The sequence below is a fragment of the Streptomyces sp. G-G2 genome (assembly GCF_030063135.1).
Lineage (GTDB): Bacteria > Actinomycetota > Actinomycetes > Streptomycetales > Streptomycetaceae > Streptomyces.
On sequence record NZ_JASISO010000057.1, the window covers coordinates 22,532 to 42,681 of the forward strand.

General features: G+C 71.2%; 23 protein-coding genes. 7 read left to right on the forward strand and 16 right to left on the reverse strand.

All coding sequences use genetic code 11. The features are described from left to right. Nucleotides 1–64 precede the first annotated feature (64 nt). Complete coding sequence (locus tag QMF80_RS32770; RefSeq protein WP_283460052.1) at nt 65–1,237, forward strand: lipase family protein; 1,173 nt, start codon at nt 65–67, stop codon at nt 1,235–1,237. Between the two features lie 94 nt (nt 1,238–1,331). Here QMF80_RS32770 and QMF80_RS32775 read toward each other — a convergent pair whose 3' ends face one another. The 4 genes from QMF80_RS32775 to QMF80_RS32790 all read right to left on the reverse strand — a co-directional run bounded on the left by QMF80_RS32775 (nt 1,332) and on the right by QMF80_RS32790 (nt 6,669). Beyond that, nucleotides 1,332–2,744, reverse strand: coding sequence for an alpha/beta hydrolase (locus QMF80_RS32775; protein WP_283460054.1), 1,413 nt, complete (start codon nt 2,742–2,744; stop codon nt 1,332–1,334). A 290-nt stretch (nt 2,745–3,034) separates the two neighbouring features. Further along, nucleotides 3,035–4,897 carry an AMP-dependent synthetase/ligase gene (locus QMF80_RS32780; RefSeq protein WP_502962971.1) on the reverse strand — a complete coding sequence of 621 codons (1,863 nt, stop codon included), beginning with the start codon at nt 4,895–4,897 and terminating at the stop codon, nt 3,035–3,037. A 149-nt stretch (nt 4,898–5,046) separates the two neighbouring features. Beyond that, nucleotides 5,047–5,925, reverse strand: coding sequence for a helix-turn-helix domain-containing protein (locus tag QMF80_RS32785; RefSeq protein ID WP_283460055.1), 879 nt, complete (start codon nt 5,923–5,925; stop codon nt 5,047–5,049). 282 nt (nt 5,926–6,207) lie between these two features. Further along, the gene (locus tag QMF80_RS32790; protein ID WP_283460106.1) at nt 6,208–6,669 is read right to left on the reverse strand and encodes an ATP-binding protein; all 462 of its coding nucleotides are present in this window, start codon (nt 6,667–6,669) and stop codon (nt 6,208–6,210) included. A gap of 157 nt (nt 6,670–6,826) precedes the next feature. On the opposite strand from QMF80_RS32790, the gene QMF80_RS32795 reads away from it, so the two are divergent. Genes QMF80_RS32795 through QMF80_RS32805 form a run of 3 tightly spaced genes read left to right on the forward strand, consistent with a single transcriptional unit; the run spans nt 6,827 to nt 8,092 of the window. Then, nucleotides 6,827–7,690 carry a helix-turn-helix domain-containing protein gene (locus QMF80_RS32795; RefSeq protein WP_283460058.1) on the forward strand — a complete coding sequence of 288 codons (864 nt, stop codon included), beginning with the start codon at nt 6,827–6,829 and terminating at the stop codon, nt 7,688–7,690. Beyond that, the gene (locus QMF80_RS32800) at nt 7,687–7,878 is read left to right on the forward strand and encodes a DUF397 domain-containing protein (RefSeq protein WP_283460060.1); all 192 of its coding nucleotides are present in this window, start codon (nt 7,687–7,689) and stop codon (nt 7,876–7,878) included. The genes QMF80_RS32795 and QMF80_RS32800 overlap by 4 nt, the downstream gene beginning before the upstream one ends. A 22-nt stretch (nt 7,879–7,900) precedes the next feature. After that, nucleotides 7,901–8,092, forward strand: a complete 192-nt coding sequence (locus QMF80_RS32805) for a DUF397 domain-containing protein (protein WP_283460062.1) — start codon at nt 7,901–7,903, stop codon at nt 8,090–8,092. 77 nt (nt 8,093–8,169) lie between these two features. Here the strand turns inward: QMF80_RS32805 and QMF80_RS32810 are convergent, their stop codons facing one another. From QMF80_RS32810 to QMF80_RS32830, 6 genes are all read right to left on the reverse strand, one after another. Next, the gene (locus QMF80_RS32810; protein ID WP_283460064.1) at nt 8,170–9,534 is read right to left on the reverse strand and encodes a dicarboxylate/amino acid:cation symporter; all 1,365 of its coding nucleotides are present in this window, start codon (nt 9,532–9,534) and stop codon (nt 8,170–8,172) included. Between the two features lie 109 nt (nt 9,535–9,643). Then, entirely contained in the window at nt 9,644–9,721 is a 78-nt protein-coding gene (locus QMF80_RS38155; RefSeq protein ID WP_349372261.1) for a putative leader peptide, read from the reverse strand. Nucleotides 9,722–9,970: 249 nt separating this feature from the next. Beyond that, nucleotides 9,971–10,279, reverse strand: a complete 309-nt coding sequence (locus QMF80_RS32815; RefSeq protein WP_283460066.1) for a DUF4229 domain-containing protein — start codon at nt 10,277–10,279, stop codon at nt 9,971–9,973. Nucleotides 10,280–10,386: 107 nt separating this feature from the next. Beyond that, nucleotides 10,387–10,929 (reverse strand): GNAT family N-acetyltransferase, encoded by a 543-nt coding sequence (locus QMF80_RS32820; RefSeq protein WP_283460068.1) that lies wholly within the window; start codon nt 10,927–10,929, stop codon nt 10,387–10,389. A gap of 123 nt (nt 10,930–11,052) precedes the next feature. Then, nucleotides 11,053–12,216, reverse strand: a complete 1,164-nt coding sequence (gene mqnE, locus QMF80_RS32825; protein ID WP_283460070.1) for an aminofutalosine synthase MqnE — start codon at nt 12,214–12,216, stop codon at nt 11,053–11,055. Nucleotides 12,217–12,288: 72 nt separating this feature from the next. After that, nucleotides 12,289–12,744 (reverse strand): Lrp/AsnC family transcriptional regulator, encoded by a 456-nt coding sequence (locus QMF80_RS32830; protein WP_283460072.1) that lies wholly within the window; start codon nt 12,742–12,744, stop codon nt 12,289–12,291. 130 nt (nt 12,745–12,874) lie between these two features. Between QMF80_RS32830 and QMF80_RS32835 the strand changes: the two genes are divergently transcribed. Further along, the gene (locus tag QMF80_RS32835) at nt 12,875–13,012 is read left to right on the forward strand and encodes a hypothetical protein (RefSeq protein WP_283460074.1); all 138 of its coding nucleotides are present in this window, start codon (nt 12,875–12,877) and stop codon (nt 13,010–13,012) included. Between the two features lie 15 nt (nt 13,013–13,027). Here QMF80_RS32835 and QMF80_RS32840 read toward each other — a convergent pair whose 3' ends face one another. The 4 genes from QMF80_RS32840 to QMF80_RS32855 are packed head-to-tail and all read right to left on the reverse strand — an operon-like array spanning nt 13,028 to nt 16,631. Continuing rightward, nucleotides 13,028–13,756, reverse strand: coding sequence for a UbiX family flavin prenyltransferase (locus QMF80_RS32840; RefSeq protein WP_283460076.1), 729 nt, complete (start codon nt 13,754–13,756; stop codon nt 13,028–13,030). A 21-nt stretch (nt 13,757–13,777) separates the two neighbouring features. Continuing rightward, the gene (gene mqnP, locus QMF80_RS32845; protein ID WP_502962972.1) at nt 13,778–14,701 is read right to left on the reverse strand and encodes a menaquinone biosynthesis prenyltransferase MqnP; all 924 of its coding nucleotides are present in this window, start codon (nt 14,699–14,701) and stop codon (nt 13,778–13,780) included. Continuing rightward, the gene (locus QMF80_RS32850; RefSeq protein WP_283460080.1) at nt 14,698–15,180 is read right to left on the reverse strand and encodes a hypothetical protein; all 483 of its coding nucleotides are present in this window, start codon (nt 15,178–15,180) and stop codon (nt 14,698–14,700) included. Before QMF80_RS32850 ends, mqnP begins: the two co-directional genes overlap by 4 nt. After that, on the reverse strand, nt 15,177–16,631 hold the full coding sequence (locus QMF80_RS32855) for a menaquinone biosynthesis decarboxylase (protein WP_283460082.1): 1,455 nt from the start codon (nt 16,629–16,631) through the stop codon (nt 15,177–15,179). The genes QMF80_RS32850 and QMF80_RS32855 overlap by 4 nt, the downstream gene beginning before the upstream one ends. Nucleotides 16,632–16,719: 88 nt before the next feature. Between QMF80_RS32855 and QMF80_RS32860 the strand changes: the two genes are divergently transcribed. Next, a complete protein-coding gene (locus QMF80_RS32860; protein WP_283460084.1) occupies nt 16,720–17,013 on the forward strand; it encodes a PLD nuclease N-terminal domain-containing protein in 294 nt (97 codons plus the stop codon). 80 nt (nt 17,014–17,093) lie between these two features. Continuing rightward, nucleotides 17,094–17,246 carry a hypothetical protein gene (locus QMF80_RS32865; RefSeq protein ID WP_283460086.1) on the forward strand — a complete coding sequence of 51 codons (153 nt, stop codon included), beginning with the start codon at nt 17,094–17,096 and terminating at the stop codon, nt 17,244–17,246. 82 nt (nt 17,247–17,328) lie between these two features. Here the strand turns inward: QMF80_RS32865 and ccsB are convergent, their stop codons facing one another. Next, nucleotides 17,329–18,408 (reverse strand): c-type cytochrome biogenesis protein CcsB, encoded by a 1,080-nt coding sequence (ccsB, locus tag QMF80_RS32870; protein WP_283460088.1) that lies wholly within the window; start codon nt 18,406–18,408, stop codon nt 17,329–17,331. Then, on the reverse strand, nt 18,405–20,144 hold the full coding sequence (resB, locus tag QMF80_RS32875) for a cytochrome c biogenesis protein ResB (RefSeq protein ID WP_283460090.1): 1,740 nt from the start codon (nt 20,142–20,144) through the stop codon (nt 18,405–18,407). The genes ccsB and resB overlap by 4 nt, the downstream gene beginning before the upstream one ends. Nucleotides 20,145–20,150: the final 6 nt, after the last annotated feature.

Consider the following 20,150-nt stretch of genomic DNA (forward strand, 5'->3'; position numbering starts at 1 on the left):
CTACCGGTCGGTCACTACGGTCTCCTCACCTACCCCCACACGGACCCCTTGGGAGAGCCGCCCCATGCGTATCCGAAGCACCGCGCTCGCCGCCGTGGCCGCCCTGGCCCTCGCGGCCGGGATCCCCGCGACCACAGCCGCCGCCACGGGCACCCCCACGGAGGCGGGCACCGCCGCCGGCCGCCCCGGCGATGTCGTCGCCAGCGCCCCCTCGTCCTTCCACCCGCTCCCGGGCCAGCCCACCAACACCAGGGCCTGGAAGATCCATTACCGCTCGACCACGGCCGACGGCGCCCCCGACGTGGTCTCCGGCACCGTCATCGTCCCGCAGGACGGCCGCACCGGCCCCCGGCCCCTGGTCACCTACGCCGTCGGCACCGTCGGCCTCGACGACTCCTGCGCACCCAGCAACAACCTCCCCAACGGCACCGCCCTGGAGGCCAACCTCATCCAGCAGCTCACCCTGCGCGGCTGGGCCGTGGTCGTCACCGACTACGAGGGCCTGGGCACCCCGGGCCTGCACACCTACACCGTCGGCCCCTCGGCCGGGCACGCCGTCCTGGACGCGGCCCGCGCCGCCCAGCGGCTCCCCGAGGCCGGGCTGTCGGCGAGCGGTCCGGTCGGCATCATGGGCTACTCGCAGGGCGGCCAGGCCTCCAGCTGGGCGGCCGAGCTGCACGGCTCGTACGCCCCCGAACTCCAGGTGAAGGGGACCGCGACCGGCGGGGTCCCGGCGGACCTGCTCAAGGTCGCCGACTTCAACAACGGCTCCTACGGCTCCGGCCTGATCTTCATGGCGGCGGCGGGCCAGGACGCGGCCTTCCCCGAGCTGAAGCTCGACTCCTACCTCAACCCGGCGGGCAGGGTCCTGGTCGACTACCTCAAGACCAACTGCGTCGCGATCGACGCCGCCGTCGGCTCCTTCAAGCGGATCTCCGACATGACGACGAGGGACCCGCTGGCCCAGCCCGACTGGCGGGCCCGGCTGAACCAGTCCACGCTCGGCCGGACCGCCCCGGCCGCGCCCGTGTACCAATACCACGCGGTCAGCGATGAGTTGATCCCGTACGCCGTCGGCAAGCAGCTGCGCGCCGACTGGTGCGCCAGGGGTGCGGACGTCGACTGGACCACGATCTGGCTCGGCGGCCACGTCACCGGCGTGATCACCCAGTCCCTCGCGGCCGGGAACTGGCTCGCGGACCGCTTCGCCGGGCGCCCGGCCCAGAGCAACTGCTGAGGCGGGCAACTGCTGAGGCGGGCAGCTGCTCAGCCGGGCCACCCCTGAGCGGAGCAACTACCGAACCGGGCTGCGGACATGACGGTCCCGCCGGTCACTCATCGGCGGGGCACGACCGCGTCCCGCTTGCCAGGGCGCCCTCGATGAGGAAGGCGTTCACGCGCTCGCGCACGCACCCGGAGTGCACGTAACCGGTGTGCCCGTCGCCCTTGTAGTCCAGCACCACCGCCGAGCCGAGGCGGCCCGCGGTCTCCTCGGTCCAGCGGTACGGGGTCGCCGGGTCCCCGCGCGTACCGACCAGCAGCATCCTCGGCGCCCCGGGCCGGTCGATGCGGCGGATGAAGTCGGTGCCCCGGGGGCGGCCGTAGCAGGACAGCACCGTCATCAGCTGGTGCTGCCCGAAGACGGGCGAGGCGGCGCGGAACTCGGGCTCCAGACCCGTGATCTCCTTCTGGATCGCGGCCGGAGCCGCCTGCTCCTGGCCCCGGTCGGGGTCGTCGGCGCAGTTCACCGCGACCAGCGCGGCCGCCATGTTGTCCGCGGGCACCCGGTCGGCCGCGGGCTCCGCGCTCCCGTTCCCCGGGGGCGGCGGCGCGTCCGGGCCGCCCAGCTGGAGCAGCCCCGTCGGGTCGTGGTCGCGCTCCGCCATCGTCAGCGCCTCGGCCAGCGCGGGCCAGGACCCGCGCGTGTAGAGGGCGCCGCCGATCCCGGCGGCCACGTCCTGCCCGGTGAAGGCCGAGCCGTCCTGCCCGGCGAGCGGCTCCTTGTCGAGCCGCGCCACGAGCGCGTTCACCCGCTCCTTGGCGGTGCGCGTGTTGGTCCCGAAGACGCAGCCCTTCTGGTGGGTGCACCAGCGCAGGAAGTCATCCAGCGCCTGCTGCTGGCCCTGCGCCGACACGAGCGCCTGCTGGGTGAGCGGTTCGGTCAGGGTGTCGACCCCGTCGAGGACCATCCGCCCGGTCTTCCCGGGGAACTGGGCGGCGTACACCGCGCCCAGCCGGGTCCCGTAGGAGAAGCCGAGGTAGGTGAGCTTCTTGTCGCCGAGCACCTGGCGCATCACGTCCATGTCCCGCGCGACGTGAACGGTCCCGATGTACGGGAGGACGGGGCCGGAATGTTCCTCGCAGCGCTTGACCACCGCGCGCAGGGCGGCCAGCTGGGCCGCCGGGCCGGGTCCGGCCCCGAGGTCGGTGTCGAGGGCGCCGCCGCAGCTGACGGGTTCGCTGTGGCCGACCCCGCGCGGGTCGAAGGCGACCAGGTCGTAGGACTCGCCGAGGTCGGCGAAGCTCTTGGGGTCGGCGGCCAGGGACTCGATGCCGGGGCCGCCGGGGCCGCCGAAGTTCAGCAGGAGCGAGCCGAGCCGCTTGCGGCCGTTGGCCGGGATCTTCGCCAGGGCTATCGTGACGGTGCCCTTGGCGGGGTCGGCGTAGTCCAGGGGCACCGTGAGCGTGCCGCAGCGCATGGCGGCGGGGGCTCCGGGCTGCTCCGTACAGGCTCCCCAGCGCACGCGCTGACCGTAGAACCGCGCCAGTCCCTCACCGTCGGGGCTCGGGCTCGGGCTGGGGCTGGGACTGGGACTGGGGCTGGGACTCGGGCTCGGGCTCGGGCTGGGACCGGCGCCGAGCGAGGCCAGCGCCGCGACGGCGAGGCACACGACGGCGGTACGGCGGGAACGCGATCCGGACCGGTGCACGGCGCCCTCCTCGGCGGCTGCCCCCGGACCACCATAAACGGGCCGTCCCGAACCCGCCTGCGCTCCCGCGCGGCCCCGGGCCGGGCGGGAGCGGCGCCCCGGCGCTAGCGCCGGTACAGCGCCTCTATCTCCCGCTCGTAGTCCCGGGCCACCGCCCCGCGCTTGAGCTTCATGGAGGGGGTGAGGTGGCCGCGCTCCTCGGTGAAATCGCCCGGCAGCACCGCGAACCGGCGGATCGACTCGGCGCGCGAGACCAGCTTGTTCGCCTCGTCCACCGCCTTCTGCAGGTCCGCCCGCAGCTCCTCGTCGCGCACCAGCTCGGGGAGCGGCACGCCCTGCTTCTTGTGCATCTGCCGCCAGTGCGCCAGCCCCTCGGCTTCCAGGGTGATCAGCGCGGTGACGTACGGGCGGTTGTCGCCCACCACCATGCACTGGCCGACGAGCGGGTGGGCGCGCAGCCAGTCCTCCAGCGGCGCGGGGGCGACGTTCTTGCCGCCCGAGGTGATGATGAGGTCCTTCTTGCGGCCGGTGATGGTCAGATATCCGTCGGCGTCGAGTTCGCCGATGTCCCCGGTGGCGAACCAGCTGCCCTCGGGCAGTCCCGGGCCGCTGTTCCAGTACCCGGCGAAGACGTGCCGCCCGCGCAGCAGCACCTCGCCGTCGTCCGCGATGCGCACGGCGGTGCCGGGGAGCGGCCAGCCGACCGTGCCGAGGCGGGGCTGGAGCGGGGGCGTGACCGTGCTGGCGCCGGTCGTCTCCGTGAGCCCGTACCCCTCGAACACCTCGATGCCCGCGCCCGTGTAGAAGGCGGCGAGGCGGCGGCCGAGCGGGGAGCCGCCGCTCAGGACGTAGCGCACCCGGCCGCCGAGCGCGGCCCGGATCCGGCGGTAGACCAGCGGGTCGTAGAGCGCGTGGGCGGCGCGCAGGGCGAGCCCGGGGGCCTTGCCCTCGACGGCCTCGCCGTAGCTCATGGCGATCCGCGCCGCCCGGTCGAAGGAGGCCGCGCGGCCCATCTTCTCGGCGGTCGCGCGGGCGGTGTTGTAGACCTTCTCCAGCACGTAGGGGATGGCGAGGAGGAAGGTCGGGCGGAATCCGGCGAGATCGGCGAGCAGGTCGTCGGTCTGGATGCTGGGGGCGTGGCCGAGCTTGACGCGGGCGCGCAGGCAGCCGATGGCGACGGTGCGGCCGAAGACGTGGGAGAGCGGCAGGAAGAGCAGGGTGGAGGCGGGTTCCTTGCTGACCGCTTGGAAGACGGGGTGCAGCAGGGCCACCGAGTTGTCGGCCTCGGCGAGGAAGTTGCCGTGGGTCAGGACGCAGCCCTTGGGCCGGCCGGTGGTGCCCGAGGTGTAGATGAGGCTGGCGACGGAGTCGGGCGCGCAGCGCTCGCGGCGCTCGTGCACGAGCGCGTCCGGGATCCGTTCCCCGGCCTTGACCAGGCGGGCGAGGGCGCCGGTGTCGAACTCCCACAGGTGAGCGAGGCCGGGCAGGGCGGTCCGTTCACCGCTGATCACGCGGGCCTGGGCGGTGTCCTCGACGGCGCAGGCGACGGCGCCGGAGTCCTGGATGATCCAGCGGGCCTGGTGGGCGGAGGAGGTGGGGTAGATCGGTACGGTGACCAGCCCGGCGGCCCAGCCCGCGAAGTCGAGCAGGGTCCACTCGTAGGTGGTGCGGGCCATGATGGCGAGCCGGTCGCCGGGCCGGAGCCCTTCGGCGATCAGGCCCTTGGCCACGGCGAGCACCTCGGCCGCGAACGCGGCGGCGCTCACGTCGCGCCAGGATCCGTCGCGGTCCTTGCGGGCGAGGACGGGCTCCTCGGGCGCCTGCCGGGCGTTGTCGAACGGGATGTCCCCCAAGGTGCCGCGCGCGGAGACGCCCACGAGCGCGGGCACGGCCGCCTCCCGGACGATCCCGTCGATCACGGTCGTGAGGGGCTCCACCAGCCGCGGGGGCTGCTGCTCGGTTTCCACAGTGCATGCTCCTCAGCCCGACACGGGTGTTACCGCCGGTAATTTACCCATCGGTAACCGTGCCCGGCCAGCCCCTTGCCCCTTTTTTCACGGACGCTCCACTCCGTCGCCGCACTTGGACGGTCCCGGCGGGACGTCGGCGACCCGCCCTAGGCCGCCGCCGCCGACGGCCCGGGAGGGCAGTCCCGGCAGTGACCCGGCCCCGGGGCGCGGAAGGCCCGTTCGCAGCCTTCGCACGTCTGGAACGGGTGCGGTCGCACCACGGGCCCGACAGCTCGGGCCGGTGGGAGTCGCGGCGGGATCTGCTCCCGCAGGCGGTACCCGAGCAGGGCCGCCGGGTGGCGGAGGTCGGGGGGCAGGTCCGCGGCCAGCAAGCGGCTGACGGCCTCGGGCTCGACGCCGCGGTCCAGCCACGCCGAGACCCCCGGCACGAGCTGCTGGACGGCGCGGTCCGAGAGCAGCAGGCGGATGTCGTCGAGCCGCAGCCGCACGAGCAGGTCGAAGGCTTCCTGCCGGACCCGCACCGCGGGAGCGCCGCCGGTGTCACCGTCGGCGTCTGTGTCGGTGCCGCCGTCGGTGTCGTTCGGCGGCGGGGCCGCGGGTGCGGGCTCGGTGTCCGGCTCGGACACCGGGTCCGGCTCCGGGTCCGGCTCCGGGTCCGGCTCCGGCTCCGGGTCCGGCTGCGGCGCCGGGTCCGGGTCGTCGCTTTGGGGCGGGGACGGTACGGGCGGCGGGACCTCGGGAGACGTTCCGCGCGGGTGGTTGTAGGACACCGTGCGAGTGACGACCTGGCCCGTCTCCAGCCGTACGCGGACACGATCCAGGTAGCCGTACGCCTCCAGCTCCCGCAGGGCCGCCGCGATCCGCACCTCGCCCTCGGGGAACCGCTCGGCGAGCCGCTTGATGCCGAGGCGCGTGCCTTCGGGCAGCGACTGGATGTGGGTGGCGAGCCCGATCGCGACCAGCGACATCGCGGGGTGCTGGGCGAGGTGGTTGCCCACCACGACGAAGTGGCTGGCGTGCCGCACGTTGATGTGGACGACACCGGATCGGGGGGTCCCGGCGCGAACTCGGGACGACGCGCGCGAGGGCGCGCTAGGGTGCTGGAGAGCCATTGGGAAGGGTTGTCTTCCTAGTTGGTCAGGCCCTCGTTCGGGATGCCAGTCCCGGCGGGGGCCGTCTCATGTCTGATGTTGTGGGGCGAGCATATGCCCGGCAACCCGCCCGAAATCCAGCCCAGTTGGCACAGTTCACTCGTGTGAGTGAGCGGGGAGCCGGAGGGGTGGGGTTGGTTGGTTTCCCCCGGTCCTTTACGGGGTGACGTCTCGCACGACCGGGTCGTGGGATCCCACGTCACCGTGCCCGAGCCGCCCGGGGACATCCAGCTCGGCCCACACCGTCTTGCGCGGCGCGGGCCCCGGATCCACCCCCCAGCGGTCGGCGATCGCGGCCACCAACACCAGCCCCCGCCCGGCCTCCGCGCCCCCCTCCGCATCGCGGAGACACGGGACCCGGTCACCCCGGGTGTCGACCACCTCGATCCGCAGCACGCCACCGCCCAGCTCCAGCTCGACCTGGAACCCCCGCCCGGACACGCGGCCATGGGTCACCGCGTTGGCCGCCAGCTCGGCCACGACCAGCGCGGGGCCATCCGTCGGCAGACCCCACGCGGTGAGCCGCTCGACCACGAGCTGCCGGGCCCGCCGGGCACCCCGGGGCGTGGCGGCGAGCTGGGCGGCGAACTGACGGGAGGAGTCGCAGATTTGATTCATCACGTCACTCAGCGTGTCGGTGCCCGCCTATCGTGAGAAGCGGCAACGCCCTCGCGTCCCGGCTTTGTCCGGCCCTTGTCCGGCGCTGTCCCGGCTGTCCGGACCGGCCGCCGGGCAGAGGGCGTCGAGAACATCGGGACGTCGGAGGCGGGCGCGCATGAGCGTGGACAGTGCGGGTGACGGTACGGACGACGCGGGCTGGGACGTCGACCCGGAGGACGAGCAAGGGGTGGCGGTACTGGCCGCGTTGGGCCGCCAGCTCAAGGTCTGGCGGGAGGAAGCGGGCCTGCGGGCCGCCGACCTCGGGACGGCCCTCGGGTACGGGGAGGACCTCGTCCGCAAGGTCGAGGCGGGCAAGCGGATCCCGCGCCCGGAGTACCTGGACAGGGCGGACGAGGCGCTGCGGGCGGGCGGGAAGATCGCCGCGATGAAGGCGGACATGGAACAGGTCCGCTACCCGAAGAAGATTCGAGACTTGGCCAAGCTGGAGGCCAAGGCCGTCGAGATCGGGGCGTACGGCAACCACAACATCCACGGACTCCTCCAGACACCGGACTACGCGTCCGCACTGTTCGGGATGCGGCGGCCTGCCTACTCCCGGGACGAGATGGACCAGATACTGGCGGCTCGCATGGCCCGGCATTCGGTCTTCAGGCGGACCCCGGGCCCAACTCTCAGCTTCGTCCAAGAGGAGGTCACCCTCCGCCGCAGGATCGGAGGCACAATGGTGCTGCGCCGCCAGCTCGAACACCTGCTTGAGGTAATCCAGTTCGCGAACGTGGAGTTCCAGGTCATGCCGACCGACGTCGACGAACACGCAGGCATGGGGGGACGTATCCAGGTGTTGAAGTTCGAGGACGGTACGGCCGTGGGCCGGTCAGACGGAGCGTTCCACGGGCGTCCGGTCTCCGACCCGAAACAGCTCCGGATCCTTGAACTGCGCTATGGCATCATCCGAGCTCAGGCGCTCACGCCGCGACGGTCGCTGGCCTTCATCGAGGAACTGCTGGGAGAAACATGATTCACCACCCCGAGCTGGACTGGTTCAAGAGCAGCTACAGCGACAGCAGCGAGGGCGACGACTGCGTCGAGGTGGCCACCACCCCCGCCACCGTCCACGTCCGCGACTCCAAGGACACCCGCATCCCCCACCTCGCCTTCACCCCGCACGCCTGGGCGGGCTTCGTGGCACACGCGTCCCGCCACTGATCCACGCGCCGCAGGGAGAGACATGACCCACCACCCCGAGCTGGACTGGTTCAAGAGCAGCTACAGCGACGGCAGCGAGGGCGATTCCTGCGTCGAGGTGGCCACCACCCCCGCCACCGTCCACGTCCGCGACTCCAAGGACACCCGCATCCCCCACCTCGCCTTCACCCCGCACGCCTGGGCGGGGTTCGTGGCACACGCGTCCCGCCACTGATCCACGCGCCGAACGCACCGCGGCCCCCGCCCGGACGGGGGCGGGGGCCGCGATGGGCGGGTGTGGAGGACGTACGGTCAGACGGCGACCGGAACCTTCTCCTCGGCCGGGGCGACCGCCTCGGCGTCGACCGGAGCCTCGGCCGGGGCCTCGGCCGGGGCCTCGGCCAGCGGGGAGGACGAGGCGGCGGCGTAGGCCGTGCGGTCCAGGATCCCCTCACGGGCGGCGACGATGACCGGAACCAGGGCCTGGCCGGCCACGTTGGTGGCGGTGCGCATCATGTCGAGGATCGGGTCGATCGCCATCAGCAGACCGACGCCCGCCAGCGGCAGGCCCAGCGTGGACAGGGTCAGCGTCAGCATCACGGTCGCGCCGGTCAGACCGGCGGTGGCGGCGGAGCCGACCACGGAGACGAAGGCGATCAGCAGGTAGTCACCGAGACCGAGCTGCACGTCGAAGATCTGCGCGATGAAGATCGCGGCGAGCGCCGGGTAGATCGCGGCGCAGCCGTCCATCTTGGTGGTGGCGCCGAACGGCACGGCGAACGAGGCGTAGTTCTTCGGGACGCCGAGGCGCTCGGTGACCTTCTGGGTGACCGGCATCGTGCCGACCGAGGAGCGCGAGACGAAGGCCAGCTGGATCGCGGGCCAGGCGCCCTTGAAGAACTGGACCGGGTTGACCTTGGCGACGGTGGCCAGCAGCAGCGGGTACACGCCGAACATCACGAGCGCGCAGCCGATGTACACGTCGGCGGTGAAGACGGCGTACTTGCCGATCAGGTCCCAGCCGTAGCTGGCGATGGCGGTGCCGATGAGGCCGACCGTACCGATGGGCGCGAGGCGGATGACCCACCACAGGGCCTTCTGGAGCAGTTCCAGGACGGACTCGGCGAGGGTCAGCACGGGCTGGGCCTTCGAGCCGAGCTGGAGGGCGGCGATACCGGCGACGGCGGCCAGGAAGACGATCTGGAGCACGTTCAGCTCGGTGAACGGCGAGATGATGTCCTTCGGCACGATGCCGGTCAGGAAGTCGATCCAGGAGCCGTGCCGCTTGGGCTCCTTGCCGTCGGCGGCGGTGAGGCCGGTGCCCGAGCCCGGGTTGGTGAGCAGGCCTATGCCGATGCCGATGGCGACCGCGATCAGCGACGTGATCATGAACCAGAGCAGCGTGCGCGAGGCGAGGCGGGCGGCGTTGTTCACCTTCCGCAGGTTGGTGACCGACACCAGGATGGCGAAGAAGACCAGCGGGGCCACGGCCAGCTTGAGGAGCTGGACGAAGATGTCGCCGACCTTCTCCAGGGTGGTGGCCAGCCAGCTGATGTCCTGGCTGCGCGAGAGCCAGCCGAACAGCACGCCGAGGACGAGACCGGTGACGATCTGGGCCCAGAAGGGGAACGTGAAAGAGGCCTTGACGGGGGCCTCGGGGGTCGCGGACACGGACACTCTCCGGAGGATGGTGGTGATGCGGTGCGGCAGCCGAAGGTGGCCGGCCGGGGACCGCTGCTGCGTGCGTGGGGACTGGATCAGCGCTGGATCAGTGACAGCCGATGGATCAGCGACAGCAGCAACAGGCCGCGGACGCGCGGCGGCAGAGATCGACGTGCAGGCGCGCCACGAGCATGGTGCTCATGGCTTCGAGGGGCGCGGCTGTCGTCAACATGTTGAACACGCTAACACTTATCCTTTGAGAATCTCAAAGAAGTGCTTTGACCATCCATGGCGTGAGATGGCGTAGGGCGGTGCGGGAACGCGAAGAGCCCCGGCCCCGCGGTTCTCCGCGGGGCCGGGGCTCTTCGATGTGGTTCGAGGTGCTGTGAGGTGCTTCGAGGTGCCGCGCGCTCCTTACGAGGTATCGCGCGGGACTTCGGGGTTGCTCGCGTCAGTGCGCGCGGGCGGCGTCGTCCGCCGCGTCCTCCTGCGCCCGGTTCTCGGCGAGGCGTTCCTTCGCACCCTCGATGCGTCCGGAGATCTGCTCGGACATCACATCGCGCTGCTTGCGCAGCAGGACGAAGGAGAGCGGCGCGGAGATCACCAGCGCGAGCAGCGCGACCCAGGCGAGGTTGGCGCTACCGAGCGCGGACGGCACGACCCCGGTCTTGACCAGGACCGCGACGAGCGCGAAGCAGCCCACGAAGATGGCCAGTCGCATCGCGGTGTAGCGGATCGTTGCGCTCGGCTTGAGGGACACGGTGACCCCTTCTCTCTGTCTTCGTCGTCGGAGAACGTCGTGTACGTCCGGACATACCCGTCCAGTGAAGCACGCCGGGCCCCCTCACCCGGCCGCCGGGGGTCGGCTCAGCGCAGGGGCAGCAGCATGGTGACGTCGTCGCGGTCGTCGCCCGGTGCCACGCGGATCGCGTCCGGGACCCGGCCGACCTCGCGGTATCCGCAGGACTCGTAGAACCGCTCCAGGCCCAGCCCGCCCCGGCAGCCGAGCCGGATCGCGCCGATCCCGTCGAGTTCCCGGGCGGCGTCGGCGACGGCGGCCATCAGGGCGCGCCCGGCGCCCCGGCGTTGGAGGGCGGGGTCCACCATCACCGTGTACACCCACAGCCAGTGCCGCATCAGCGGGTGCCCGTTGAGGGCGAGGAAGGCGGTCGCGGCCACCCTGCCGTCCGCGTCGCGGCCGACGACCAGGCGGGTGCGGCCGTCGGCCATCGCGGCGAGGTGCTTGAGCAGCTCGGGCCGGACGGCCTCGCGGTCGACGGGCGGTACGAAGCCCACGGCCCCGCCCGCGTTGCTGACGTCGACCCACAGGTCGAGGACGCCCTCGTACAGGGCGGGATCGACGGCCGGGGCGACCGCGAAGGTGAGAGGCGCTCGGGCCGTAATGGTCATGAGGCCAGGCTAGCTATTACACGATGCGTTCGGCAACGACGCGAGGCCCCGGTCCTCGGGCAGAGGACCGGGGCCTTGCGGCCGAGCGGTGCGGCAGCCGGCCGGAGCCGCGCCGCAACCGCGTCAGAGGCGCATCGCCTGCGGCGCGTCGCGCAGTCCGGCGTCCGGACCCGGGTACTCCCGGATGATCTCGTAGCGGGTGTTGCGCTCGACCGGGCGGAAGCCCGCGTCCCGGATCAGCTCCAGCAGATCCTCACGGCCCAGCTTGTTCGGGGTGCCGTAGTTGTCCGCGTCGTGCGTGATCTTGTACTCGACGACCGAGCCGTCCATGTCGTCCGCGCCGTGCTGGAGCGCCAGCTGAGCGGTCTGCACACCGTGCATCACCCAGAAGACCTTGACGTGCGGGACGTTGTCGAACAGCAGGCGCGAGACCGCGAAGGTCTTGAGCGCCTCGGCGCCGGTGGCCATCGAGGTCCGCGCCTGGAGCGTGTTGCGGACCTTGCCGTCCTTCATGTCCACGAAGTCGTGCTGGTAGCGCAGCGGGATGAAGACCTGGAACCCGCCGGTCTCGTCCTGGAGTTCGCGCAGCCGCAGCACGTGGTCCACGCGGTGGCGCGGCTCCTCGATGTGCCCGTACAGCATCGTGCACGGGGTCTTGAGACCCTTCTCGTGCGCGAGGCGGTGGATGCGCGACCAGTCCTCCCAGTGGGTGCGGTGGTCGACGATGTGCTGCCGGACCTCCCAGTCGAAGATCTCCGCGCCGCCGCCGGTGAGCGACTCCAGGCCGGCCTCGATCAGCTCGTCCAGGATCTCGGACGCCGAGAGACCGGAGATCGTCTCGAAGTGGTGGATCTCGGTCGCCGTGAACGCCTTGAGCGAGACCTCCGGCAGCGCCTCCTTCAGTGCGGAGAGCGAGCGCGGGTAGTACCGCCACGGCAGGGTCGGGTGCAGGCCGTTGACGATGTGCAGCTCGGTGAGACTCTCGTTCTCCATGGCCTTGGCCAGGCGGACGGCTTCCTCGATGCGCATCGTGTACGCGTCCTTCTCGCCCGGCTTGCGCTGGAACGAGCAGTACGCGCAGGACGCGGTGCACACGTTCGTCATGTTCAGGTGACGGTTGACGTTGAAGTGGACGACGTCACCGTTCTTACGGGTGCGCACCTCGTGGGCGAGGCCACCGAGCCAGGCCAGATCGTCCGACTCGTAGAGGGCGATGCCGTCCTCACGCGTCAGCCGCTCGCCGGAGCGGACCTTCTCCTCCAGCTCGCGCTTGAGCCCAGCGTCCATGTGCCGGTCGCCTCCTGTGTCTGTCCTGCTTGCGTGCGTACCTGTCCTGCGGAACCCGGACCAACCGTACTCTCAGTGCTCTTCCGGCAGTTCCCCGACCCGGTTCTCCCACTTGGTGGAGAGCACGATGGTGGTGCGGGTCCGGGAGACGCCCTTGGTGCCCGAGAGCCTGCGGATGATCTTCTCCAGGCCGTCCACGTCGTTCGCGCGGACCTTGAGCATGAAGGAGTCGTCGCCCGCGATGAACCAGCAGTCCTCGATCTCCGCGAGGTCGCGCAGCCGCCGGGCCACGTCCTCGTGGTCCGCCGCGTCGGAGAGGGAGATGCCGATCAGCGCTGTGACGCCGAGGCCGAGCGAGGCCGCGTGCACGGTCGCGCGGTAACCGGTGATCACTCCGGCCGTCTCCAGCCGGTTGATGCGGTCGGTGACGCTGGGGCCGGAGAGACCCACGAGCCGGCCGAGCTCCGCGTAGGAGGCACGGCCGTTCTCCCGGAGGGCCTGGATGAGCTGCCTGTCCACGGTGTCCATATACCTGGAGCCTTCCATTATTCGGCGATCCCGCAAGTTTACGTATAGAATCTAAGGCACACAGGGTCAACACCCTGTGAATCTTTCAACAGATCAACGACGATCTGACGATCATCAGGAGTGGTTCACCGTGTACACGATCGAGATGGCCTACGCGCACATGCGACAGCTCCAGGAGCTGGCCAACCGATCCCGTGCCCACCAGCCCGCCGCGGCCCTGCGTGTCGACAAGACCCGCAAGCCCCTCGGTGGAGCCAAGAAGCGCTAGTTCCGGTCCGCCCGGCTAGCCCTCACCAGCGACAGCACCGGGACCGGGAGCACGGGCCGCGCCCAGCTCCCCTTCCCAGCGGCGGTACAGCCGGTGCGGCACCCCTGCCGCGTCCAGCACCCGCCCCGCGACGAAATCAGCCAGATCCTGGATGTGCGTCGCACCCGCGTAGAACGCCGGAGAGGCGGGCAGCACCACTGCGCCCGCCTCGTCCAGCGTCACCAGCGCCTTGAGCGTCTGACCGCTCAGCGGAGTCTCCCGCACCACGACCACCAGCTTGCGCCGCTCCTTGAGCGTCACGCTCGCCACCCGCTGGAGCAGGTCCTTCGACAGCCCCAGCGCCACCCCCGCCACGCACGCCGTGGAGGCGGGCACGATCAGCATCCCCTTGACCGGGTACGAGCCGGACGACGGCCCGGCCGCCAGGTCCCCGGCGTTCCAGTACCGCACCGCGTCCAGCGCGCCCCCGGCCGTGGAATCCGCCCCCGTGCCCGTGAAGTCCGTGAAGGTGCCCGGCTTCCCGTCGGCGCCCCGCTCCAGCCACCGCGCGAGGTCCTCGCGCCAGTGCGCGTCGCGGAAGGCGATCCCGGTCTCGTCCAGCAGCGTGAGCCGCGCCGACCGGCTGACCACCAGGTCCACGCTCTCCCCCGCCGCGAGCAGCCCGCGCAGCACGGACGCCGCGTACGGCGTCCCCGACGCCCCCGATACCCCGACCACCCAGGGGGTGCGCTCGCCGTCACTCATACATCCGAGCCTATCCGGGAGTCAGAGCGCCAGCCCCCGCACCAGCAGGTCGCCCAGCGCACACACGAACAGCGCGATCCCGATGAAGCCGTTGACGGTGAAGAAGGCCCGGTTCAGCCGGGACAGGTCCTTGGGGGTCACGATCGTGTGCTCGTAGCCGAAGGCGGCCACCACCACGATCAGACCGCTCCAGAAGAACACCCCCGCGTCGGTGGCGAGCGCGTACCAGACCAGCAGCCCGGTGGTGAGGACGTGGCAGGCCCGGGCCCCCCACAGGGCGGCGGGGATGCCGAAGCGGGCCGGGACGGACCGGACGCCCTCCGCACGGTCCGCCGCCACGTCCTGGCAGCCGAAGATCAGGTCGAAGCCGCCGATCCACACGCCGACCGCCAGCCCCAGGATCACCGCGTCCCCGGACCACTCGCCGGTCACCGCCAGCCAGGCGCCGACCGGGCCCATGGCCTGGGCCAGGCCCAGGATGGCGTGCGGGAAGTTCGTGAACCGCTTGCCGTAGGGGTAGACCACCATCGGGACCACCGCGATGGGCGCGAGCGCCAGGCACAGCGGGTTCAGCAGCGCCGCCGCTCCGAGGAAGACGGCCAGCGCGATCCCGGCCCCGGTCCAGGCGGACCGTACGGAGACCGCGCCGGTCACCAGCTCGCGGCCCGCGGTGCGCGGATTGCGGGCGTCGATCTCGCGGTCGATGATCCGGTTGGCGGCCATCGCGAAGGTCCGCAGGCCCACCATGCAGACCGTGACCAGCAGCAGCTTGACCCAGTGGACCTCCCGGTCCAGCTGGAACATGGCGGTGAGTGCGGCGATGTAGGCGAAGGGCAGCGCGAAGACCGAGTGCTCGATCATCACGAGCCGCAGGAACGCCTTCACCTTGCCGGTGGGCTGCGGCACGGGGCCGGATCCGACCACTCCGTCGGCGGTGGTCATCATGCGAGGCTGCTCCGGAACTCTTCGAGGTCGGTCAGTAGCGCGGCCGAGACCAGGCGCCCCAGGTCCAGCGACTGCGGGCCCTGGCCGTCGTGGCCCTCGGGCGGGGTGACCTCGGCGGTCACCGCCCAGCTGTCGCCGTCGGCGGGACGGGCGTCCAGGCGCAGCACGGAGCCGGCCTCCAGGGTGAAGGCCTCGCCGCCCGCCAGCCCGGCGGCCAGCTGCCCGGCGAACTCGTCGGCCTCGATGTCCCGCAGGCCGGGCAGCTCGAAGCCGTCGCCCTCGCCGCTCGCGTCCTCGCTCATCAGGGCCCAGATGGTGCCCGGGCCCACGAACTCCTCCGGGGTGACGCCCGCCGCGGCGGCGGCCTCGCGGATGTCCGGGTCGGCCGGGTCCAGTTCGGGGCGCACGAGGGCGACGTACGCCGTGTCGTCACCGATGAAGAGGGCGGGGCCCCCGGGCTGCTGAACGGGCTGGTTCACAGTCCGTACTCCTTCCAGCGACGGTCGACCAGGGCCGCGGTCGCGGGGTCGGATTCCACCATGTCGGGCCAGCCGCCATCGCGGGTGTAGCCCTCCTCGGGCAGCTTCTTCGTCGCGTCGATGCCCGCCTTGCCGCCCCAGAACTGCTGGTAGGAGGCGTGGTCCAGGTGGTCCACCGGGCCCTCGACGACGGTGAGGTCACGCGCGTAGTCCGTGTTGCCCAGCGCCCGCCAGGACACCTCGTGCAGGTCGTGGACGTCGCAGTCCTTGTCCACCACGATGATCAGCTTGGTCAGCGACATCATGTGCGCGCCCCAGATGGCGTGCATGACCTTCTGCGCGTGCTTCGGGTACTTCTTGTCGATCGAGACGATCGCGCAGTTGTGGAAGCCGCCCGACTCCGGGAGGTGGTAGTCCACGATGTCCGGCACGATGATCTTGAGGAGCGGGAGGAAGAACCGCTCGGTGGCACGCCCCAGCGGACCGTCCTCGGTCGGCGGGCGGCCGACCACGATCGACTGGATCAGCGGACGCCTGCGCATCGTCACGCAGTCGATCGTCAGGGCCGGGAAGGGCTCCTGCGGGGTGTAGAAGCCGGTGTGGTCGCCGAAGGGGCCCTCCGGCAGCATCTCCCCCGGCTCCAGCCAGCCCTCGATGACCACCTCGGCGTGGGCCGGGACCTGGAGCGGGACCGTCTTGCAGTCCACCATCTCGATCCGCTTGCCCGCGACGAACCCGGCGAAGAGGTACTCGTCGATGTCACCCGGCAGCGGCGCGGTGGACGCGTACGTCACGGCGGGCGGGCAGCCGAAGGCGATGGCGACCGGCAGCCGCTCGCCCTTGGCGGCGGCCACGGCGTAGTGGTTGCGGCTGTCCTTGTGGATCTGCCAGTGCATGCCGATGGTGCGCTTGTCGTGGCGCTGGAGGCGGTAGAGGCCGAGGTTGCGGACCCCGGTCTCGGGGTGCTTGGTGTGGGTCAGGCCCAGGTTGAAGAAGGACCCGCCGTCCTTGGGCCAGGTGAAGAGCGCGGGCAGCCGGTCGAGGTCGACGTCGTCGCCGGTCAGCACGACCTCCTGGACCGGAGCGTCGCCCTTCACCTTCTTCGGCGGTACGTGCACCACGGAGCCGAGCTTGCCGAAGGCCTCGCGGATCCCGACGAAGCCCTGGGGCAGTTCGGGCTTGAGCAGGCCGCCGATCTTCTCGCTGATCTCGGCGTAGGACTTCAGGCCGAGGGCCTTCAGGAGGCGGCGGTCGGTGCCGAAGACGTTCATGGCCAGCGGCATCGCCGAGCCCTTGACGTTCTCGAAGAGCAGCGCGGGGCCGCCGGCCTTGTTCACTCTGTCGACGATCTCCCCGACCTCCAAGTAGGGGTCGACTTCGGCCTTGATGCGCTTGAGGTCGCCCTCCCGCTCCAGAGCCCGGAGCAGCGAGCGGAGATCGTCGTAAGCCATACGACCCAGTATCGGCCACGGACTACCCTGGGGGAGTCACCGGGGCCCGACGCGGCCCCGCCACCGTCTTGGGGGTCTGGCTCTCACCGTGCTGCGCTATCTGCCGTTCCTGCTGATCATCGCGCTGACCATCTACGCCTTCATCGACTGCCTGCACACACCGGAAGAAGAGGTCAAGCACCTCCCGAAGGTCGTCTGGGTGATCATCATCCTGCTGTTCTCGATCGTCGGACCGGTGGTGTGGCTGTTCGCCGGGAAGAAGCGCGCCCCCGTCGGCGGCGGCCGGGCCCGGCGCACCCAGTGGGTGGCGCCGGACGACAACCCGGAATTCCTGAAGTCGCTGCGCGAGGAGCAGGACAAGAACGACCCCGACAAGGGCTAGTGCCGCGCCCAGTCAATTGAACACGTTCAAGGCGCCTGACAAGATGGCCCCGTACGCATCCGTACGGGGCTGGGGGATCGGTGTCGCGGTACAGCAGGACCGGTGTGCCCGGCGGCGGTCCGGGCGGCGGCCCCCGGATCGTGGACACGATCCTGCGCAACCTGCTGGCCTACGGGGTGACGGTCGCCGCCCTGCTCGCCATGGCCGGGTGCGACGCGGCCGCCCTGCGGTGAGCGGGGCCCGGAACGCGCACGGGCCGGACCCGAAGGCCCGGCCCGGCGGTGGCGGCGGTCGCGGCGGCGGTCGCGGTGGTGGCTACACCCCGCCGTACGAGTGCTTGCCGTTGAGCAGGATGTTCACGCCGTAGTAGTTCCAGATCCAGCAGGCGAAGGCGAAGAGCGCCAGGTAGGCGGCCTTGCGGCCCTTCCAGCCCGCCGTGGCCCGCGCGTGCAGGTAACAGGCGTAGGCGACCCAGGTGATGAAGGACCAGACCTCCTTGGGGTCCCAGCCCCAGTACCGGCCCCAGGCGTCGTTCGCCCAGATCGCGCCCGCGATGATCGTGAAGGTCCACAGCGGGAAGACGGCCGCGTTGATCCGGTACGAGAACTTGTCGAGCGAGGACGCCGAGGGCAGCCGCTCCAGCACCGAGGTGCGGAACACGCCGGGCTTGCGGCCCTCCGCGAGGTGGCTCTCGTACGAGTCGCGGAACAGGTAGAGCACCGTACCGGCGGCGCCGATGTAGAAGACCGCGCCGCAGATGATCGCGGTGGAGACGTGGATCCACAGCCAGTACGAGTGCAGGGCCGGAACCAGCGCCGCACTGTCGGTGTAGAGCCAGGTCGTGGCCACGCCCAGGTCCAGCAGGACCGTCGTGACCAGGATCAGGCCGATCCAGCGGACGTTCTTGCCCAGCGCCAGCAGCAGCAGGTACGCGCCCGCGGCCACCGTGGAGAAGGTGATCGAGAACTCGTACATGTTGCCCCAGGGCGCCCGCTGCACCGACAGGGCGCGGCTGACCACGCCGCCCAGCGCGAGCAGGAAGCCCAGCGCGGTCAGCGAGATCGCGATCCGGCCGTACAGGTCGCCCTTGGCGGTGCCGCCCGCCGCGCCCGGACCGTCCGGCACGTCCCGGGTGCCGGTGGCGGAGCGGGTGACGACCTGCGGCTTGTCCATGACCGCGGTGCCGCCGGCCTTCGACCGGACCTGCACGGCGGGGGCCTTGGCGGCGCCCGCCGTCAGCGCGTTGGCCGTACGGGCCACCTTGCTGCGGCTGCCGAAGGTCCACTCGGCGATGTGGGCGAAGAAGGCGAGCATGTAGACCGCCATCGACGAATAGATCAGCACATTGCTGGCGTGCGCCAGACTCGTGTTCGTCGCGGCTGCGAGCAGGGTCATCCGCGCTCTCCTTCAACGGTTGCTTCGACAGGGTGGGTGGCGGGCGCGGGCGCGGTCGGCGCCCGCTGGTTCAGCTTGGCGGCGAGGTCCGCCAGCTCCTCGGGGAGCTTGGCGGACTCGCTGCGGCCGAGCCCCGCCATCTCGACGACGGTCACACCGTCCTCGCCGGTCACCGCCCGGACCCAGACGCGGCGGCGCTGGATGAACAGCGACGCGGCCAGACCGAGGATGGCCGTCACCGCGCCGCCGAGCGCGGCGCCGGTGCCCGGCTGCTGGGAGATCTGGAAGGTGGCCCAGCGCTCGATGCCCTCGAACTTCACGGTGCCCGCGCCGTCCGGCAGGGTCATCGTGTCGCCGGGCACCAGCAGCTGGGAGAAGGGGTCGCCGTTCTCCTTCTTGAACTGCCGCATCTTGGCCGTGTCCAGCTGGTACACGTTCTGCGGCAGCCCCGAGTCCACGCCCAGGCTGCCGTGCCAGGCGTTGAGCGCCAGGACCGGGAAGTCGGGGGAGGGGAACTGGGAGACCATCGTGCCCTGCCCCTTGCCCGCGAAGGTCGGCACGAAGCGGGCGTTGAAGCCCAGCTGCTCCTTCTTGCCGTTCTTGTCCTGGTAGCCGTCGGTGACCTTCACGGCTCCGGCGGAGGTCAGGTTGGCGTCCTGGGGCAGCATCGGCACGGCGTCCTTGAAGATCACCTTGCCGCTCGGGTCGGTGACCGAGAGGACCGGCGCGAAGCCGTGGCCCAGCAGGTAGACCTTGGAGCCCTCGACGTCGAGCGGCTTGTTGACCTCGATCTCGGTCTTGGCCGGGGTGCCGTGCGCGCCCTTGCTGTAGGTGACGTACGCCTTGAACTCGCGCGGAGTGCCCTTCGTCGGGCCGCTCTTCTCGTACTCCGCGTCGAACTGGTCCAGGGTGAAGCTGAAGGGCGGCAGGTCGTCCGAGCTGAAGAGGCTGCCGGACTTGAAGTCGTCGTACTGGGTGAGCGTGTTCGAGAAGCCCTTGCCGCGCAGGACCAGCTTGCCGCCCTCGGACTTGAAGAGCTGGCCGGTGGCGAAGGCCACCAGCAGCACGATCAGAGCGATGTGGAAGGCCAGGTTCCCGGCCTCGCGCAGATAGCCCTTCTCGGCGGCGACCGCGTTCCCGGCGGCGTCGGCGCGGAAGCGGCGCGAGCGCAGCAGCTCCTTCGCGTACGAGAGCACCTCGTCCGGGGCCGACTCGGTGCGCCAGGTCGTGTAGGCGGGGAGCCGGTCCAGGCGCCGGGGGGCGCCCGGCGGGCGGCCGCGGAGCTGGCCGACGAACTGCCAGGTGCGCGGGACGATGCAGCCGATCAGCGAGATGAACAGCAGGATGTAGATCGCGGAGAACCACACCGAGCTGTAGACGTCGAAGAGCTGGAGCTTCTCGGCGGCCGGCACCCAGAACTCGTGCTTGCCCTTCCAGATCTCGACCTTCATCGGGTCGACGCGGTTCTGCGGGATCAGCGAACCGGGGATCGAGCCCAGCGACAGCAGGAACAGCAGGATCAGCGCGACCCGCATCGAGGTGAGCTGCCGCCAGAACCAGCGAATCCAGCCGAGCACCCCCATGCCGACGGCGGGGCCGCCCGCCGGTGGGTCCTCCAGGGGCGCGGTGGACAGCTGCGCGGCGGCCGCGGCATCGGTGGCGTCCGCGGCGGCGGAGGCGGCCGAGTCGTGTGCGGGGTCGGGCGCCGCGGTGGGCGCCTTGTCGGTCGTACTCATGTGCTC

What these genes read in the sequence shown, in the direction of transcription:
- QMF80_RS32770 (WP_283460052.1), top strand. Translation starts at nt 65, where the DNA reads ATGCGTATCCGAAGCACCGCGCTCGCCGCCGTGGCCGCCCTGGCCCTC.
- QMF80_RS32790 (WP_283460106.1), bottom strand. Translation starts at nt 6,669, where the DNA reads ATGAATCAAATCTGCGACTCCTCCCGTCAGTTCGCCGCCCAGCTCGCC.
- QMF80_RS32795 (WP_283460058.1), top strand. Translation starts at nt 6,827, where the DNA reads ATGAGCGTGGACAGTGCGGGTGACGGTACGGACGACGCGGGCTGGGAC.
- QMF80_RS32800 (WP_283460060.1), top strand. Translation starts at nt 7,687, where the DNA reads ATGATTCACCACCCCGAGCTGGACTGGTTCAAGAGCAGCTACAGCGAC.
- QMF80_RS32805 (WP_283460062.1), top strand. Translation starts at nt 7,901, where the DNA reads ATGACCCACCACCCCGAGCTGGACTGGTTCAAGAGCAGCTACAGCGAC.
- QMF80_RS38155 (WP_349372261.1), bottom strand. Translation starts at nt 9,721, where the DNA reads ATGAGCACCATGCTCGTGGCGCGCCTGCACGTCGATCTCTGCCGCCGC.
- QMF80_RS32820 (WP_283460068.1), bottom strand. Translation starts at nt 10,929, where the DNA reads ATGACCATTACGGCCCGAGCGCCTCTCACCTTCGCGGTCGCCCCGGCC.
- mqnE (WP_283460070.1), bottom strand. Translation starts at nt 12,216, where the DNA reads ATGGACGCTGGGCTCAAGCGCGAGCTGGAGGAGAAGGTCCGCTCCGGC.
- QMF80_RS32830 (WP_283460072.1), bottom strand. Translation starts at nt 12,744, where the DNA reads ATGGACACCGTGGACAGGCAGCTCATCCAGGCCCTCCGGGAGAACGGC.
- QMF80_RS32840 (WP_283460076.1), bottom strand. Translation starts at nt 13,756, where the DNA reads ATGAGTGACGGCGAGCGCACCCCCTGGGTGGTCGGGGTATCGGGGGCG.
- mqnP (WP_502962972.1), bottom strand. Translation starts at nt 14,701, where the DNA reads ATGATGACCACCGCCGACGGAGTGGTCGGATCCGGCCCCGTGCCGCAG.
- QMF80_RS32855 (WP_283460082.1), bottom strand. Translation starts at nt 16,631, where the DNA reads ATGGCTTACGACGATCTCCGCTCGCTGCTCCGGGCTCTGGAGCGGGAG.
- ccsB (WP_283460088.1), bottom strand. Translation starts at nt 18,408, where the DNA reads ATGACCCTGCTCGCAGCCGCGACGAACACGAGTCTGGCGCACGCCAGC.
- resB (WP_283460090.1), bottom strand. Translation starts at nt 20,144, where the DNA reads ATGAGTACGACCGACAAGGCGCCCACCGCGGCGCCCGACCCCGCACAC.